18 protein-coding genes are annotated in these 17,532 nt (G+C 50.7%); 14 read left to right on the top strand and 4 right to left on the bottom strand.

The annotated features are described in order from the left end of the window. Positions 1-73: 73 nt before the first annotated feature. Together ACMGDE_RS03420 and ACMGDE_RS03415 are read right to left on the bottom strand one after the other, a co-directional pair. Positions 74-355: a Txe/YoeB family addiction module toxin gene (locus ACMGDE_RS03420; protein ID WP_436831354.1), complete on the bottom strand. Its 282-nt coding sequence runs from the start codon at positions 353-355 to the stop codon at positions 74-76. Then, on the bottom strand, positions 337-591 hold the full coding sequence (locus ACMGDE_RS03415) for a hypothetical protein (protein ID WP_436831353.1): 255 nt from the start codon (positions 589-591) through the stop codon (positions 337-339). Before ACMGDE_RS03415 ends, ACMGDE_RS03420 begins: the two co-directional genes overlap by 19 nt. A gap of 165 nt (positions 592-756) precedes the next feature. Here ACMGDE_RS03415 and ACMGDE_RS03410 point away from each other — a divergent pair, with 165 nt between their 5' ends. Next, positions 757-1,506: an SDR family NAD(P)-dependent oxidoreductase gene (locus ACMGDE_RS03410; RefSeq protein WP_436831352.1), complete on the top strand. Its 750-nt coding sequence runs from the start codon at positions 757-759 to the stop codon at positions 1,504-1,506. Between the two features lie 2 nt (positions 1,507-1,508). Here the strand turns inward: ACMGDE_RS03410 and ACMGDE_RS03405 are convergent, their stop codons facing one another. Next, complete coding sequence (locus ACMGDE_RS03405) at positions 1,509-1,868, bottom strand: phage holin family protein (RefSeq protein WP_436831351.1); 360 nt, start codon at positions 1,866-1,868, stop codon at positions 1,509-1,511. A 108-nt stretch (positions 1,869-1,976) separates the two neighbouring features. Here ACMGDE_RS03405 and ACMGDE_RS03400 point away from each other — a divergent pair, with 108 nt between their 5' ends. The 8 genes from ACMGDE_RS03400 to ACMGDE_RS03365 all read left to right on the top strand — a co-directional run bounded on the left by ACMGDE_RS03400 (position 1,977) and on the right by ACMGDE_RS03365 (position 8,528). Further along, positions 1,977-3,107 (top strand): putative sensor domain DACNV-containing protein, encoded by a 1,131-nt coding sequence (locus ACMGDE_RS03400; protein ID WP_436831350.1) that lies wholly within the window; start codon positions 1,977-1,979, stop codon positions 3,105-3,107. A gap of 91 nt (positions 3,108-3,198) precedes the next feature. Next, a complete protein-coding gene (locus ACMGDE_RS03395; protein WP_436831349.1) occupies positions 3,199-4,068 on the top strand; it encodes an ABC transporter ATP-binding protein in 870 nt (289 codons plus the stop codon). Further along, complete coding sequence (locus tag ACMGDE_RS03390; RefSeq protein ID WP_436831348.1) at positions 4,052-4,900, top strand: hypothetical protein; 849 nt, start codon at positions 4,052-4,054, stop codon at positions 4,898-4,900. The genes ACMGDE_RS03395 and ACMGDE_RS03390 overlap by 17 nt, the downstream gene beginning before the upstream one ends. 11 nt (positions 4,901-4,911) lie before the next feature. Next, a complete protein-coding gene (locus ACMGDE_RS03385; RefSeq protein ID WP_436831347.1) occupies positions 4,912-5,292 on the top strand; it encodes a GntR family transcriptional regulator in 381 nt (126 codons plus the stop codon). Positions 5,293-5,294: 2 nt separating this feature from the next. Beyond that, the gene (locus ACMGDE_RS03380) at positions 5,295-6,245 is read left to right on the top strand and encodes a GIN domain-containing protein (protein ID WP_436831346.1); all 951 of its coding nucleotides are present in this window, start codon (positions 5,295-5,297) and stop codon (positions 6,243-6,245) included. Between the two features lie 53 nt (positions 6,246-6,298). Beyond that, a complete protein-coding gene (locus tag ACMGDE_RS03375) occupies positions 6,299-6,757 on the top strand; it encodes a DUF4488 domain-containing protein (RefSeq protein ID WP_436831345.1) in 459 nt (152 codons plus the stop codon). Positions 6,758-6,924: 167 nt separating this feature from the next. Next, positions 6,925-8,130 carry a serine hydrolase domain-containing protein gene (locus ACMGDE_RS03370; protein ID WP_436831344.1) on the top strand — a complete coding sequence of 402 codons (1,206 nt, stop codon included), beginning with the start codon at positions 6,925-6,927 and terminating at the stop codon, positions 8,128-8,130. Between the two features lie 32 nt (positions 8,131-8,162). Next, entirely contained in the window at positions 8,163-8,528 is a 366-nt protein-coding gene (locus ACMGDE_RS03365; RefSeq protein ID WP_436831343.1) for a CoA-binding protein, read from the top strand. Between the two features lie 32 nt (positions 8,529-8,560). On the opposite strand, the gene ACMGDE_RS03360 is transcribed toward ACMGDE_RS03365, so the two are convergent. Further along, the gene (locus ACMGDE_RS03360; RefSeq protein WP_436831342.1) at positions 8,561-9,382 is read right to left on the bottom strand and encodes an MOSC domain-containing protein; all 822 of its coding nucleotides are present in this window, start codon (positions 9,380-9,382) and stop codon (positions 8,561-8,563) included. Positions 9,383-9,481: 99 nt separating this feature from the next. Here ACMGDE_RS03360 and ACMGDE_RS03355 point away from each other — a divergent pair, with 99 nt between their 5' ends. The 5 genes from ACMGDE_RS03355 to ACMGDE_RS03335 all read left to right on the top strand — a co-directional run bounded on the left by ACMGDE_RS03355 (position 9,482) and on the right by ACMGDE_RS03335 (position 17,395). Next, positions 9,482-10,519: a LacI family DNA-binding transcriptional regulator gene (locus ACMGDE_RS03355; RefSeq protein ID WP_436831341.1), complete on the top strand. Its 1,038-nt coding sequence runs from the start codon at positions 9,482-9,484 to the stop codon at positions 10,517-10,519. 99 nt (positions 10,520-10,618) lie between these two features. Beyond that, entirely contained in the window at positions 10,619-13,870 is a 3,252-nt protein-coding gene (locus ACMGDE_RS03350) for a SusC/RagA family TonB-linked outer membrane protein (protein WP_436831340.1), read from the top strand. 12 nt (positions 13,871-13,882) lie between these two features. Then, complete coding sequence (locus ACMGDE_RS03345) at positions 13,883-15,646, top strand: RagB/SusD family nutrient uptake outer membrane protein (protein ID WP_436831339.1); 1,764 nt, start codon at positions 13,883-13,885, stop codon at positions 15,644-15,646. 66 nt (positions 15,647-15,712) lie between these two features. Beyond that, entirely contained in the window at positions 15,713-16,552 is an 840-nt protein-coding gene (locus tag ACMGDE_RS03340; RefSeq protein WP_436831338.1) for an endonuclease/exonuclease/phosphatase family protein, read from the top strand. 33 nt (positions 16,553-16,585) lie between these two features. Beyond that, on the top strand, positions 16,586-17,395 hold the full coding sequence (locus ACMGDE_RS03335; protein ID WP_436831337.1) for a glycerophosphodiester phosphodiesterase: 810 nt from the start codon (positions 16,586-16,588) through the stop codon (positions 17,393-17,395). The last annotated feature ends 137 nt before the right edge of the window (positions 17,396-17,532 follow it).

The raw sequence follows: 17,532 nt of genomic DNA, 5'->3' as shown, positions 1-17,532 counted from the left end.
AAATAGATTCACAAGATACGTACTTTTATGGTATTTACAAGTAAAGCACACACCTGGTTTTCATGAAAAGTGCTTATTTATCCCCATAATGACCTTTCGCGGAGATGACCGACACCGTGACAACACTGTCGTCGACGTGATAAATGATGCGGTCTTTTTGGTTGATTCGTCGCGACCAATGCCCGGCTAAATTTCCCTTGAGCTGCTCGGGTTTTCCGGTTCCGGTATAGGGAGTTTCTGATAATTCAACGATTATGTGCTCAATCTTTTTGATGGTAGCTTTATTTCCTGACTTATGGTGAAAGGCGAGATGTTGCTTGGCTTCCTTTGAAACGTCTACAAAATACTTTCCCATAATTTCTTGACGTCTTCAATTCTAGTAACCCGCCCTGCCTTTACATCTGCAATACCCTTTTCTACCAGCGCCATATTTTCAGGGTCAAGAAACCACTTATCCCCAGAAGGGCTGGGATTTTCGGCGGTGGCAGACGCTCCGTTCTCCACTTGGTACCGGAGGTCAAGCGCCTTCAATACGGCCAACACAACCTTTTCCGATTGCTTGTTCTTAATTTCAACCCGTAGCGTTGTCATAAAGCAAAGGTAATGAAACCAGTACAAGCTACCAAATCAAAAACTACTGGGCGGGTGCTGCCTTAATGGTTACCTGCCCAGTAATTCCTGTTTAAGAGAATCTTGATGCTTGACGTCAACCAAATGCGCTTATCTTTGTATATTACTAATCAAAACAACTCGACTATGGGATCACTAACCAATAAAGTAGCGATCGTGACCGGGGCTGCCTCGGGCATTGGCCGCGCGGTAGCACAGGCATATGCACGGGAAGGAGCGAAAGTGGTCGTCTCCGACATCAGCGTAGGCGGCGGGGAGGAAACGGTAAAGTTGATTCGTGATACCGGCGGAGAGGCTTTTTTCATTGTAGCTGATACCGCTAAAGCGGAGGACAACGATCAGTTGGTGAAACAGACGGTCGAGCAGTATGGGGCGCTGCACATTGCCTGCAACAATGCCGGCATCGGGGGGCCTTCGGCGCCAACCGGGGAATATCCGGTGGAAGGGTGGGATAAGGTCATCGCCATCAACCTCTCAGGCGTGTTCTACGGCTGTCGCTATCAGATACCCGCCATGTTGCAGGCTGGGGGTGGGGTTATCGTCAACATGGCCTCCATCCTGGGGCAAGTGGGTTTCGCCAATTCTACGGCCTATGTGGCGGCAAAGCACGGTGTGGTCGGACTCACGAAAAACATTGCATTGGAATATGCCGCTGGCGGTATCCGCGCCAATGCGGTGGGACCAGCATTTATCAATACGCCGCTGTTGAAAGACATGGATAGCCAAACCATCGATTGGTTGGTGACCAAGCATCCCATCGGCCGCTTGGGCGAGGCAAACGAAGTGGCCGAGCTCGTGCTGTGGCTGAGTACAGATAAGGCGTCTTTCGTCAACGGCGCCTACTACGCGGTGGATGGAGGATACCTGGCGCAATAATGTCACTCCGGATTTTTCGATCCGAAAATACTGTTCAGGAGCAGCTGGATCAATGCCACAATAATCGCAAACACCGCTGCCCACCAAAAATTGGCCACATCAAACTTGCTGCCCATCAAATAGCTGGTAAACTGCACCATCAGTGTGGTGATGATAAACGAGATCAGCCCCAAGGTGAGGAGGTTAAGCGGGAACGTGAAAATCCGCAGCACCGTGCCGATGGTGGCGTTTACGAAGCCGATGATGAGCCCCGCCAAAATAGCCCAACCAAAACTTTCGACACTTACCGCCGAGCTGGGCAGGATATAGGCCGCCAAGAAGATGGCCAAGCCTGTCAATAATAGATCAATGATGTAGCGCATAGGGTTTGTTTTAATCCTCTGTTTCGTTAAGTTGTATACATTAAGTAAGTTTGCTAATATAATCCATCAATCGTAATATTGGCTAAATTGTTTGGCTGATAAGCAAAAATGATTTCAGAACCCACATACCTAGCGGCGAAAATGGTTTCACACCGGATAGTCGCACATTTTTCGAAACTGACAAAGGCCCATCTGGGAATCGAAAGGACGGATAATCCGGATGCGCGGACGATCGAGATCCTGATCGACACCGCTTTTTGGGCCAGCCTCCGGCGAGAGGAGGGCTACGAACCGAAAATCTCCCTAGCGTTTGTCTCGCCAGAGATGGCGAGCAACAGCTTGGTTTTCCGTCAGCAACAGCGCTTTACTCCGCATAACTTGGTCAAGCTGTCGCCTGCTGTGGTGCAGCCGGGCATACACCTCGGGGTGTGGATCGAGGACGACCATTTCTACATATGGGGGACCACTCACGACGTGCCTGCGCATACCATGGTAGTAGAAGTGGTGGAGGCAGGTTTGCTGGTGGTTAAGCAGAAACACCGCGACGGCTTGGGTAAATTTATCAACGTGGCGGTGCTGAAGGGCAATCAGATTAGCATCATTGATGACAACCATTGGGGGCTGACCGATTGCCCGGGCATGCTCTCTTCCTTATTGGGCCTCTCCAATGCACCATCCGTCGAGCAATCAGAAAATATACTGGTGCAGCTGGCATTAGCCATGCGCGGTCACGGACGTGGTGCACTGCTTTTGGTGGTGCCCCCCAACAGTTCGGCATGGCTGCATTCGATCGTGACACCGATCAACTATTTGGTGGAGCCACATGCGATGCTGCCTGTTGATGACGAAGAAGCGCCATCCAATCTTTCCAGTCTTATTTACATGGATACGTTGCATAAAATGATCCGCGCAGTGGGCGGATATTCGGCGGTCGATGGCGCCACCGTGATTACCCAAGATCACCGCTTATTGGCCTTTGGTGCAAAGGTGGCCCGCTCGCCCCACTCCCTGCCCGTCACCCGATTGATGATCACCGAACCGGTGGAAGGGAGCGCTGCGCAATTGCTCGATGCCACCAACATCGGTGGCACGCGACACCTCGCCGCCGCACAATTTGTGAATGACCAGCACGATTCCCTCGCCATGGTGGCTTCCCAAGATGGCGCTTTCACCGTATTCGTGTGGTCAGAAAAACAGCAAATGGTACACGGTCACCGCATTGATACGCTGCTGATGTAAGATTCCTGTTGATTTTCTAAAAAAAATATTTGGTAGAGCGAAATAGATTCTTCATTTTTGCAGTGTACTATTTTACTAATACAGTAATAATATGAATGCTGCTATTACATTATCACAGGTTTCCTTCGGATATCGCAGGCGAAAGCCCGTTTTAGAAAACGTGAGTTTGGAACTGCAAAAGGGTCATATCTATGGATTGTTGGGCGAAAACGGCGCGGGGAAGTCTACATTTTTAAAGCTGTTGGCCGGCCTGGTTTTTCCGAAGTCGGGCGATATTGATACCTTTGGTCATCAGCCGAGGCACCGGCAAGCATCCTTCCTCTCGAACCTGTTTTTTATCCCGGAGGATTTTTACCTCCCTCCGGTTCGCATTGCTGAGTATGTCGGTCTTTACGCGCCGTTCTACGAAAAGTTTGGGGCAACGTATTTTTTTTACCTATTGGATGAATTTCGTATCGATCGCGGTAGCCGTATCGAGGATTTATCGTATGGGCAGCGCAAAAAGCTGCTGATCGCATTTGGACTAGCTTCCCGTACACCGTTACTGCTTATGGATGAACCGACTAACGGGTTGGACATTCCGTCAAAATCGATATTGAGGCGCGTATTGTCCTCTGCGCTTACGAAGGAACGTCTTTTTCTTATTTCCACGCATCAAGTACGTGATCTAGACAACCTCATTGATGAGGTGATTGTGTTGCGGGATACCCGAGTGGCATTGGCAGCGTCAATGGACGAGATCGCGACCCGCCTCTATTTTGGCAGCTCGGATGAGGTGCCGAAAGGTGCGATCTATTATGAAGAGTCGCTAAGTGGCTACCACACGGTGAACCGAAACCCCTCGGTACAATACTCCAAGGTCAACTTGGAATTGTTATTCAAGGCCATCGTGAGGGAAGGCCAGGCTGTTGCTACTCAATTTACCACTCAAAAAATGCTATCTGATGAACAACAGGATTAATTTTCGCCGATTCATGCTATTCGTACACCAGCAGTGGGCGATACATCGAGGCATCTATTTGCTGAGCATACCCATCGTGGCTGGGGTGATCAGCATGTATTATCTCACCAAATTATATGTCAGACAGCAGATGTACGTGATCGAATGGTCGAGCAGCTTCGTGGATTTTTCGTCTTTGCATGGGCGCAAAGAGTATATGCTCATCGTGGGTGCCTTGTATGTGGCGCTATTGGCAGGGAACTATTTTGGGGACCTCAATGATCGTACTCGGAATATCCAGGCGTTTACGCTGCCTGTATCGGCGTTGGAACGTGCCATATGTGCGCTGCTATTTCCTGTTTTTGGCGGAATAATAACGTATGTGACGCTCTTTCTGGTTATAGACACCGCCTTTGTGTCTGCCTTGCAACACATCTACGCAGATTCCATCGCTGCGATGCGTCGCGTAGTCGCGGTAAGGGATCTTTCAGGGAATCTTTTGTTCCCGACAACATTTGGATTTCCTTATTTTTCGGATAGCTGGGCACCTGATGACTACATCCCCCTGCTCCTTTGGAGCGCAATAGGCATGTTGTTTTTGGTAGGTACCCTGTTTTTCAAAAAGTTGCCTTTTGTGAAGACTGCCGTTGTCATTGTTGGATTCGTCTTTGTCACCACCTTTCTCGGTGATATGGTAGGTGACTCGCTCAAGTATGGAAAAATTAGGGCGGTGGATTATGGGTGGGAGACGGCCTTACTGGAACAAATTGCCGTCACCGCCGGCTGCACCGTGTTGGTGCTGTTGCTGGCTGGTCTGACCCTATATCATCGGTTCAAGGACAGGGAAATTTGATTGGAAGTTGTATGGAATTCAATAGTAACAAGGCTATCTTCCTGCAAATTGCGGAGTATCTCTCTGAGCAAATCCTGTTGGAAAAGTGGAACGAGGGAGAAAAAATCCCGTCGGTGAGGGAAGTTGCCGCTGCATTGGAGGTCAATCCCAATACGGCCATGCGCGCCTTCGAAACCTTACAACAATCCGGGATAATCAGTAATAAGCGGGGGATCGGTTTTTTTGTGGAGCGCCAGGCCAAAGCCATTATCCGGCAACGGCGTAAGCAGGTATTTATGGATGACGAACTTCCCTCCATCTTTAGAACCTTGCAATTGACGGGTATCCGGTGGGAAGATATCCAAGCGCGATATGAACAATTTATCAAGGAAAACAACGACCAATTGGAGTAAATATGAAGACCAGTAGCTTATTTTTGATCTTATTAGTCATCGTGTTATTGTCTTTTTTCGGATTCAGCAAATGGAGCGGGGCGAGAAATTATGTGACCGAAGCCGTATTCCGGCAGAATGAAATCAGCGGAATCGTTTTTGACTCCATGCTGTACAACTACAAGCGCCACCGCTTTGATAAGCCATTTACCCGGATTGTACTGCATCCTACTCCCCAAGAGACAAATAAAGCGATGCATGGCACTCCATACCACAGAACGCGTATGGGTTGGGTAAAGGCTGATGTCTACGGGGTGAAATATCAGGACGAATTTGACATGCGCCAGGTGAAACTCGAAGTAAAGGATAGCGCGCTGCACATTTATCCCCTCACAGGTTTTGACGATCGTTCATATATCATCTATTCGCCATCGATTGATCGTATCACGGCAAATGACGGCAATACCGTCATACATCATTCCGTGTTTGATCAGCAGTTGAAAATCGAAGCAGGTGCTGGCGGAAAGGTTACGGTAGACCGCAATAACTTGTTTAGGGATAGCGTGCGACTGACCTTGAGGCTAGGGTCGTCGGGTAGTTGGCAAGGAAATGCCAAGCAATTGGAGGTGGATATGTCATCGGCGACGTCATTTGGATGCGGACTGGTAGCGTTAGACGAACTGGTGATCAACGCTAGGGGAGCATCTCGACTGAATCTGGGTGTTTATGAATTGGAACCGTTGGTAAGCGCGGGCGGATCAAGGAGTATCGAGCCATCAGCTGCGCCAGTTGTTGACCAACTTCGGATACAACAGTTGACCATCAATGGTACATTGGGTGAAATAGAACTGTCCACACTGCCGAAAATCGGATCCCTGTCATGGCAGCCCCATAAAGACACGCGCCTATCCATGCCTGTTCGTTGGATCGCGCGATTCCTGGAACAACAGCCCACCCAGTGGACGGCGAGATAATTTGAAAATAAGAAACCAAATCGGTATATTGCAGCAAATAAACCATAACCGTTATGAAATACACCATTTATAAACCACTGCCGGCGCTATTACCGTACTTGTGGGCGATTATTGCTCTTCTGCCGCTAAGCACTTTCGGTCAGGAATCTAAAGCAGACACGTTCTTCGGCGTGTGGGAACTGGTTGGTTTAGAAAATTCCAACACGCAGGGTAACACGGTCAAAATCCCACCCGGCAATTTCAAGATTTTCGGAGCGGATAACAGTTATCACTTTATGGTGGTGACAAAAGCTGGAGCGTGTTATTCCCAAACGGGGAGTTTCAAGGTGCTGTCTGACAGTACCTACGTTGAGCAGATCGGTCAGGCATTGAACCAAAGTCTGGAGGGGAATGCGTATGAGATTCAATACCATTTTATGGAGGATGGTCATTTAGTCATCGCAGGAAAGGTAAACCAGGTCAGTTACAAGGAGACATGGAGACGGGTGAGTGCATGCGTAAATACCCAATGAGGTAACGACCAGCAGTCTTCCCGACGTTATCAAGTGGGCAAGCCATTCCCATTTGGCGAAACCCGTAAGCGAGGCAGGCAAACAATTGCGTAATAATTTAAATAGATACGCGTTAAATAGTGCAAAGCATTTGTCGTTGCAAGTCAATTGCAATACTTTAGCGCGTTATGAACATTACGGGAAAGCAGCCATTTAACATCGTTATTTTTATACTGATCATTATCCTCGGCGCATCATGTGCCTCACCGGAAAAAAAACACGTCAAAGCCGAACGCAAACAACATGAAAAAGATAGCTTGAGGCTGGTTTATGACACGACAAAAGCTGACCCCCGCCTCGACGCATTTATGCAAAAGCTACATAGCCGCTCGGGTTTCAATGGCAATGTGCTGATTGCCAAAAAAGGCAAAATACTGTATCAAAATGCATTTGGCTGGGCGGATTACCTGATGAAGGACAGTCTCGAGATCGCTTCGCAATTTGAACTGGCTTCGGTCTCTAAACCGCTTACGGCGACAGGTGTGCTCCTGCTTTGGGAAGCGGGGAAAATAAAGCTGGAACAGACCGTGGATGAATTTTTTCCGGATTTCCCTTATCCAGAGGTCACGATCAAGCAACTGCTTACGCACCGCTCGGGGCTTACGAACTACATATACTTTACGGATAAGACGGAAATATGGGCGGATAAGCGTAAGGGGATGACCAATAAGGATGTCATGAGTCTGTTTGCCCGGTACAAGCCGGATGCATATGCTAAACCGGATATGCGATTTTTCTATAATAACACCAATTACATGATTTTGGCGGCGATCGTGGAGAAGGTAAGCGGTCAGGACTTTGCGGTGTACATGCAGGAAAAGATATTTGCACCTGCGGGAATGAAAAATACGGCGGTGTATTCCAAGGCGGTGTATGAAAAGATACCCACAGGAGTGGTGGGCCATGACCGCGTCTGGCGGCGTTCGGTGGTGCAGAATTTTCAGGACGGCCCCGTGGGCGACAAGGGTATCTATAGCACCGTGCAGGACTTGTTTTTGTTCGATTGCGCGCTCCGCGATGGGCGGTTGCTCAAACCGCAGACCCTGGACTCGGCCTATGCCGGGTATAGCAAACCCACCAAGGAGGTTTTCAACTATGGATTCGGATGGCGCACGTTCAATCCCGGCAATCATCAGGTCGTGTATCACACGGGGTGGTGGCATGGCTTCCGCAACCTGTATATCCGCGACTTGAAGGAAGATATCACCATCGTGCTGCTCTCTAACCTGACCAATGGCAGCCTGCTTCATTTGGACGAGCTGTATCAGATCTTGGATATGCCGGTGATCCGCCAGGGGGCTTACTCGGCCACGGGGGAGTTCATGGCGGAGTGAAGTTTTCATTAATATCCGTATTTTTGTATGGTATGGAGCGGAAAAAAACATTAATTATTGGCGCTACGAACAATCCGGCACGCTACGCGTATCTGGCAGCTAACCGGCTAACCGCAGCGGGGCACGAGATTGTCAATATCGGTATCAAGCAGGGAGAAGTGGCTGGCGTGCCGATCCGGCCGATGGGCGCGCCGTTGACCGATATCGACACGATCACACTCTACATCGGTCCGCAGCGGCAGCCTGCCTATTATGACTATATCCTACAAACCAAACCTAAACGCATTGTTTTCAATCCGGGCACCGAAAATCCTGAACTGGAGGCGCTCGCTAGGGAACACGGAATCGACACGTTACAGGCCTGTACACTGGTGCTGCTGAGCACTGGACAGTATTGATCTGGGTGTATCAGCATATCGTTGCTGAGTGATTACACCACAAACCGGTCTTCGGTATGTACGCTCTCTATGCTGATCTGATCACCTACTCGGATGATACCGGTACCATGGTGGATGAGATTTTGCCCGAACATGATTTTCTTATTCTTGCTGCGGTAGGTCGCCAGGGTTTTTAGTGGCTCTTTGCTTTTTTGCCCATTCCCCTGGTCAATGGTGGTCACCACGCACCGTGAGCAGAGTTTTACGCCTTGAAACGGAACAGCGCCGATCTGGAGGTGATTCATGCGATCCTCGTCATAGGGCTCACCGCCCGAAAAGACGATATTCGGTCTGAAGCGATTCATCGGCACAGGAGTGTCCAGCCGACTGTTGAGGTCATCTAGCGAGGCCTGGCCGATCATCAGAAAAGGGTAAGCATCCGAAAAAGAGGTGATATAATCTCCCGCAGCGTAGCGCTGATCAACCCTGCGATGGGTACTTTGGGGCATGTAGACTAAACGGCAGTCGATGTCCAGGGCCTCGCTGAACCAACGATGACATGTCGGATCGGCAAGCATGGCGTGGCAGGTATTATCCCAAATGGTGACCGCCTCGCTTTTCTCATAGGATTGGGCAAAAGAGACAGTAAGATTGGTTTTGCCAGGGTAAGTGACGGCTAATCCGGTTGTTTCCAGCTGCACGCGGAACAGCGCCATCTGTGGCTGCTCCCGCTGGCTGAGGAAACGATTGTGCCGGTCGATCAGCATCCAGCGCCGGTCAAAGGTAAAGCCGCGGTCGCCCACCCGGGCTTCCATCAGCGAGATGCCGCTTAAGGATTTGATGGGATAGATGTAGAGTCCGCTGACACGAAGCATAACTTATGCATTACCGACAAACATAAGCAATTCATGACGTCCGCCCAAATTTGCATTTTCCAATAAATTAATGTTGTTTTGATACGCCGTACACAAACAATGACACCGAAAAGGCCAAAGTCAGAAAATAGCATCGTCGATATTGCCAAAGCGTTGGGGATATCTCCAGCCACCGTCTCCAGGGCGCTTAATGACAATGCGCGCATCAGCGAGGCGACGCGCAACCGGGTGAAGGCGAAGGCAAAGGAAATGGGCTACCGGCACAATAGCATGGCTTCGTCGCTGCGCAACCGGCGCTCCAACATCATTGGGTTGATCGTGCCGCGTATATCCATGTATTTTCACGCTTTTTTCATCACCTCGTTGCAACGGCAGCTGCAGGCCGCAGGGTATAACCTGATGATCTGCCAATCCAACGATTCGGTGAGCGTGGAAACAGCGCTTGCGAATACCTTATACTCGTCGCGGGTGGATGCGCTGGTAGTATCGCTCACGCTTTATACCACCGATATTTCGCATTTCGATGGATTCATGCAACAGGGGATACCGTTGGTATTTTATGACCGCGTACCCACGGCGGAAACCGGGGCGTATGTGGTGAAGGGTGATGACTACCGTGGGGGATTGCTGGCCGGCAATCACCTGATGCAGGCCGGTTGCCAGCGCATTGCGTACATCAGCGGCCCGCTGTCGTGCAGCATATACCAAGCGCGTACCCGCGGTTTCGCTGATTCGTTGGCGAAACAGGGCATGCCGTTGCGCGAGGACTGGATATTTCACCAGGAGCTTACCGCAGAGAACGCGTGGACTACCCTTCGCAAGTTATTCGGCGGAGGGCTCGTGCCTGATGGGCTGTTTGCCGCCAATGACACATCAGCCATTGCGGCGGTGGAATTTGCGCGGGAGCGGGGTATCCGTATTCCTGAAGACCTGAAAATCATCGGCTATTCCAACGACCCGCGAACGGCCATCATCACCCCATCCATCACCTCCATCGAGCAGCACCCGAGCAAGATGGCTGACAGTGTGGCCTATACCCTGATCAATGCGCTTCAACACCGCCATTCGGATTCGTCAACCCTTGTCGCAGAACCACAGGTGTGCCCGGTGGATTTGGTGAGGCGGATGACCACTTAAATCGTTACCTTGTTAAAACAAACATAACCTAGGCTTAACTCCCAGTTGTTGGGCGGGGTGTATCATTGCGCCGACAAATCAACAATTCAATTTTGATGTATGAACAAAGTTATACTTTGCCTGATTGCGGCTATTGCTAGCTCATTGCAGGCATTCCCGCGCACGTCGGAAATGCAACAACCCGGCCGTATCGTCGGTCGGGTGACGGATGTACAGGGGCTGCCGCTGTCGGGCGCCAGTATCCGGATCGTGGGCCAGCAACGAAATACGGCAACCGGTGATGACGGTAGGTTTTCGCTTGCGTTGCCGGCGGGCGAATATACCGTGGAAGCTTCTTTCATCTCCTACGGCAACCAGCAACAGGCGGTATCGGTGAGCGCGGGCGAAAGCGTAGATGTTAATTTTGTGCTCGCGGAAGCGAGCGGCGCGCTCAGCGAAGTGGTGGTGGTGGGGTACGGAACGCAACGGAAAGCTAATCTGACAGGAGCCGTGGATCAGGTGACCTCAGAAGTATTTCAGAACCGGCCCATCCCCAATATCTCACAGGGATTGGTGGGTGCGGTGCCCAACCTGAACATCCGGATGCTGGACGGAAAACCAACCCAATCACCGGCATTTAACGTGCGGGGGACAACGTCGATTGGCCAGGGAGGCAACGCATTGATCCTGATCGATGGGGTAGAAGGAGACCCTCGGATGCTGAATCCGAACGATATCGAAAGCATCTCCGTATTGAAGGATGCCTCCTCGGCTTCTATTTATGGTGCCCGCGCGGCGTTTGGGGTGGTGCTGATCACGACGAAATCGGCATCTGAAGGCAAGACGTCCATCACCTATTCGACCAACGTGTCCATCAAATCACCCACGACGGTCCCGGACAATGTCACGGAATCTTACCCCTGGGCCCAGGGATTCAGCGATGCGTGGTCTAGGTGGAATGACAACGGGAACACGCCAACAGCGGTAAACAAAACGCTGCCGTTCTCCCCGGCCTACCTGGCCGAAATAAAAAGGCGGTGGGAAGACCCTTCGCTGCCGCGGGTCGAAGTGAATCCATCAACAGGGGAATACCAATATTACTACAGCACCGATTGGTACCGCGAACTGTATAAAGATCAGTTTTATGCACAGGACCATAACCTGGCGCTGACCGGCGGTAATGACAAGGCTGCGTTTTACCTGAGTGGGCGTTATAATGGGCAAGATGGGCTGTTCCGCTACAACTCAGACACCTATGCGATGTATAACCTACGCGCAAAAGGCAATATCCAGCTGACACCCTGGTTATCGGTGGAAAATAACACTGAATACTCCCGGATGAACTATCACCAGCCGCTGAATGTGGGTGAGGGCAGCGGCATCTGGCGGAATATGGCAGATGAGGGGCACCCCCTGGCACCCTTGCTCAATCCGGATGGGACATTGTCCTTTCCGGCGGCCTACACGGTAGGTGATTATTATATTGGTAGAAACGGTACCGATCATGCCCAGCGTTTCCTGAAGAACAGGATAGCCGGCAAAGCGCAGTTTTTTGATAAAAGCCTGACACTGCGCAGCGACTTCACGTTTCAGAGCACGGACCTCGGCTCGCAGCAAAACCGTGTGCAGGTGCCGTACAGCCGCTACGAGGGCGTGATCGGGTATACGGGTACGAACACCAATGACCTGCAGGAGCGCAGGCAAACCACGGAGTATATCGCCACAAACGTGTACGCCGATTATGTGAAGTCGTTCAACGCCGCGCATAATATTGCCCTCTTGGTCGGGTATAACTATGAGCAATCGTTGTACAAAAACCTGACCGCACAACGGAACGGCATTGTATACGCGGATGCAGACGACATCAACCTGGCACTGGGGCAGAGCATCGTCACCCAGGGCGGGTATCGGAAATGGGCCATTGCCGGCGGTTTTTTCCGGGTGAACTATAACTTCAAAGAACGCTATCTGCTGGAGGTCAATGGCCGTTACGACGGTTCGTCGAAATTCCCGACCGACCAGCAATGGGCCTTCTTCCCATCGGCGTCCGTCGGATGGCGGATTTCGGAAGAGCCGTTTTGGAAGGTCAACCCTAACGCACTGTCCAATGTGAAGCTCCGGGCTTCCTACGGCTCCCTGGGCAACGGTAATATCAACCCCTATTCGTTTACCGAGAACTTTTCGATTTCACAGTCTGAGCGCATCATCAACGGCACCCGTCCGCAGCAGACAGGCCAGCCGGGAGTGGTGCCTGATGGCTTGACTTGGGAGACATCTACCACAGGCAATCTCGGTCTGGAGTTTTCGAGTTTGAATAACCGGCTTACGTTTGTAGGCGATCTATATCGCCGCTGGACGAGTGACATGTTCACCGTTGGTCCTACGGTGCCGGCCGTTTATGGTACGACGGTGCCCAAGGGCAACTATGCCGATCTGGAAACTACGGGATGGGAGATCTCGGTGAACTGGCGGGATCAATTTATGGCGGCTGGCAAACCCTTTAGCTACGATGTACGGGTTACCTTGGCCGACTACCGGGCGACGATCACCAAGTACAATAATCCCGAGATGAACCTATCGGATTATTACGTAGGCCAGCGCGTGGGCGAAATCTGGGGGTATCAGGTAGAGGGGCTGTTCCGTTCGGAAGAGGAAATCGCCAATTCCCCTTCGCAGGCGAATGTCCCCAACACCAATACTCGGAAAAACTACGTTGGAGATATTAAGTTTAAGAACCTGAATGGCGACGATGAGATCTACCAAGGGGCGAACCAGGTCGGCGATTCGGGCGATAAATCCATCATCGGCAATTCGGAACCGCGCTATACTTACGGATTCAACCTAAATGGCGATTGGAATGGCTTCTTCCTCTCGGCATTCTTTCAGGGGGTGATGAAGCAGGATTACTATCCATCACCGGAAGCACGTTTCTGGGGGCAGTACAATCGTCCGTACAACCAATATCCGGCTTGGCATGAAGACAACATGTTTCGTCCCGAACTGGGCAACTTCGACGCGTATCTCCCTCGTTTAGTCGGCTACGTGGCGCAGGGAACCGGTCGTGCGCTGAATGTGCCAAACGATCGCTACCTGCAAAATGCCGCATACATCCGCCTCCGGAACCTCCAGGTGGGGTATACCCTGCCAAGCCGGTTACTCTCGAAGTTTAATGCTACCGACCTGAAGGTATACCTCTCTGCAGAGAACCTATGGACATGGTCGCCCATGTACAAATGGACCAAGGATACCGATGTGACCAACATCTACGGCTCGGATCGCGATCTTAGCGGTGATGGTAGGGGCACGAGCGGCGATGGGTATAACTATCCGATGCTTAAAGCGATTTCACTAGGATTAACCCTTAATTTCTAAGTTTGAATAATCATGAAGACATTATATAAACTATCGATCGCATTTGCACTCCTCTCATTCGCGGCGTGTGATCTGGACGAAATCCCGGTGGATACCGGTACGAATCAAGCGATTTTCGGATCGGCAAGCGGGATGGAACTCTACGCGCTTTCGTTTTACGATCTTTTGCCGTCTACAGACGTGGGGGTATTCCAGGACGATAACATGTCGGATCTGGTAGCCCGCAACGGGGTGGACGATTTCCTGGCTCCCGGCGCACTGAGCCCCATCACGAGTTCAGGATGGAACTGGAGCGGCCTGCGCAACATCAACTATTTCATCGAGAATGCCGAGGAAAGTACGGTGCCCGAGAAAAACCACTATTTGGGGCTCGCCCGGTTTTTCCGCGCCTTGTTTTACTTCGATAAGGTCAAGCGTTTCGGCGATGTGCCCTGGATTGACCGGACGATCGACGTGGCGGATAGCACAACGCTGAAAGCGCCCCGCGACAACCGTTTCGAGGTGATGGACCACGTGCTGGCGGATCTGGACTTTGCCATCGAGAACATTACGCTGACCTCCGATCCAAGCTGCACGCGGATCACCCAAAATGTCGCGCGGGCATACAAAACAAGGATATGCCTTTATGAAGCATCCTTCAGGAAATACCATACTCGTTATGAGATGCAGTCCACAGCCGACGCCTGGTACCAGGAGGTGGTGGAAGCGGCGAATGGCATTACGGGGTTTACCCTGCATCAAGGGACCACGGGTGATCGATCTTACCGCGAGCTGTTCATCACCAAGAGCCCCTATGTGGATGAGACCATTTTGGCTGTGGCGCTGGATGCCAGCCTGCAGGTGTTCAGCTCAGCCAATCGCCGGTTTATCAGTCCGACCTATGGCAGCCGCCCTAGCCTGACCCGTCAATTCGTAAACACCTACCTGAAACTGGACGGCACACCGTTTACGGCCGACCCCGATTACCGGACCACGCCGTTTGTCGATGAGGTGAAAGACCGTGACCTGCGGTTGAAACAAACCGTCCGGTTGGGTGATTACCACCGCACGGAGAATGGTGTTCCGGTGATTGCTCCGCCGAATTTCAACCAGACATTTACGGGCTACCAACCCATCAAATGGTGCTATGACGAGCGGTTCCCGTATGACGACGAAAGCCGGAACGACAATGCCCACATCATCATGCGGTGGGGTGAGGTGTTGCTGAACAAGGCGGAGGCGCTGGCCGAATTGGGCGCGATGACGGACGCCGAGTGGGCGGCGACCATCGGTGCGCTGCGCGCGCGCGCCGGGATCACAGGCACTACCTTGAATACCATGCCGACCGTTGCCGATCCGTATCTGGTTGAGTATTATCTCGGCAAATTCACCAATCCGGTGTTGCTGGAGGTCATGCGGGAGCGGGCTGTGGAGCTGGTGTTCGAAGGGCTGCGTCCGGACGATCTGAAACGGTGGCATATCGGGGAACTATTTGAGGAAGCCCCGATGAACGGCATGTATGTACCTGCGTTAGGTGAGTACGACCTGAATGACGATGGCGTGATGGATGTATCCTTCTACCAAGGCACGCGGCCGACCCCGTCCAACCCAGCAATTGCATTCGTCGATGTCAGTCCGTCGTCTGCCACCGGGAGGATACAATTGTCCAACGGCACCTCGGGTGAGGTACAGTGGAATCCCGGCGCGCGCGAGTGGCTCGATAAGAAGTATCTGTATCCGATACCCGAAGCGGATCGTGAGCGGAATCCGGCATTGGGTCAGAATCCAGATTGGTAGTTTGTTTATATATGTGATATGGCTATTTTTGACGAGTGAAATGCCATACGATAAATCTTATCCATCATGAAAGTATATCTAATTATTTTTGCCCTTTTTCTTTCTGCTACCGCATTTTCTCAGGAAGGTGATGTAGACATCAATGTGTCCAGTTTCAACATCCGCATGGACACACCGGCAGACAGCTTGAATGCATGGCCACATCGCAAGGAAAACGTCAAAGCCCTGATTCAATACCATGATTTCGACATTGTGGGTATCCAAGAAGCATTTATCCACCAAGTGAAGGGCCTTCTGGAAATCCCTGGGTTTGCTTATTTCGGCGCCGGGCGCGACGACGGTAAGGAAGCAGGAGAACATTCGGCGATCCTGTATAAGAAAGACCGTTTCGCCATTGTCGATTCGGGAAATTTCTGGCTCAGCGAGACGCCGGACAAACCCGGAAAGGGATGGGATGCCACCTGCTGTAACCGGATCTGTTCATGGGCAAAATTTACAGACAAGCATACCGATAGTGAGTTTTATGTGTTCAATGTCCACTTCGACCATCAAGGGGTGGTCGCCCGGCAGGAATCGGGTAAGTTGATGGTGAAGAAGATCCGGGAAATTGCTAAGGATGCTCCGGTGATCTGCACAGGCGATTTTAATTCGACACCCGAAACCGAGCAGATCCAGGGAATGTCAGCGATCTTAAACGATGCTTATGCGGTCACCCAAATGCCGCCTTATGGTCCCGTGGGTACGACGAATGCGTTCCGGTTTACGGCGCCGATGAAGCATCGTATCGACTATATATTCGTCAGTAACCACTTCCAAGTATCAAAATATGCCGTGTTGACCGATGCCAAGGACCAACGCTATCCGTCGGATCACCAGCCGGTAGTGGCCAAGGTCCATTTGCGTTGATGAGCTGCCTTTAGCGTCATAAATTAAACGCAGATGAACGTAACCATAATTAAGAGCAACTTCTTGATCATTGGACTCTTCTTTTTACTCGGGCCTATCTATGGGCAGCTTAACACGGAAGAGACGCAAACTAAATACCGTTTAATAGCCCATCGTGGAGGAGTTGTGGATAGCCTAACGGCTGAAAACAGTTTGTCTGCTTTGCAGAAAGCTTCAAAGGAAGGGTATTGGATGGTCGAAGTTGATTTGCGTTTAACGCGAGACAGTATACTGATTATTCATCATGATCCGAATTTTAAAAGATACTTTGGTGTAGATAAAGCTGTGTCCGAAATGGATTGGAGTGAAATCAAGGAACTGGTGGGTAACTTAGACAACAAGGTCCTTACTTTTGAAGAAGCGTTAAGGCGTTGTCAAGAAGGTAATCTACAAGTGATGATTGATAATAAAATCAGCGGAAATGATACCGTTTTATTCGGCAAAGTAGTGGAGTTAATAAAAAAATATGAACGTTCGGAACAAGCGATGATGATTGGAACTACTGAGTCTACTCCGTTTTTTACCGGGAAGATAAAATTAAGTTGTACGCGTCAGCAGCTTGAAGACAATATGTTAAAGCCGGGATTTAAGTCTGAGGATTATTACCTGTTTTCCAAAAATATAACCAAGGAAGATGTAGAATGGACTAAGAAGCATGGCATATTAGCGGTTGGGGTGCTGAATGCTTGGACATTTAGAAGTGACGATATAATGGAAGAAGCCAAGAAAGAAGCAGAAAAATTAAAAGAAGCAGGTGTGGGTTATTATCAACTTGATTCGATGTTCGATTTCCTGTTCAGGTAGTTCCATTACAATTTGAAAATTTAAAATTCGCGTTGCGATAAAGCGCCACACCATGTATTCCCCATACCAGATTCGCGTAAACGTTTGCGCTTTCCGGGCAAATGTGTATTTTTGAGCCACTCTCCAGTGTAATAATG

The organism is Parapedobacter brassicae (assembly GCF_051400755.1).
GTDB lineage: Bacteria > Bacteroidota > Bacteroidia > Sphingobacteriales > Sphingobacteriaceae > Parapedobacter.
This window is presented reverse-complemented; position numbering and strand designations above follow the sequence as displayed.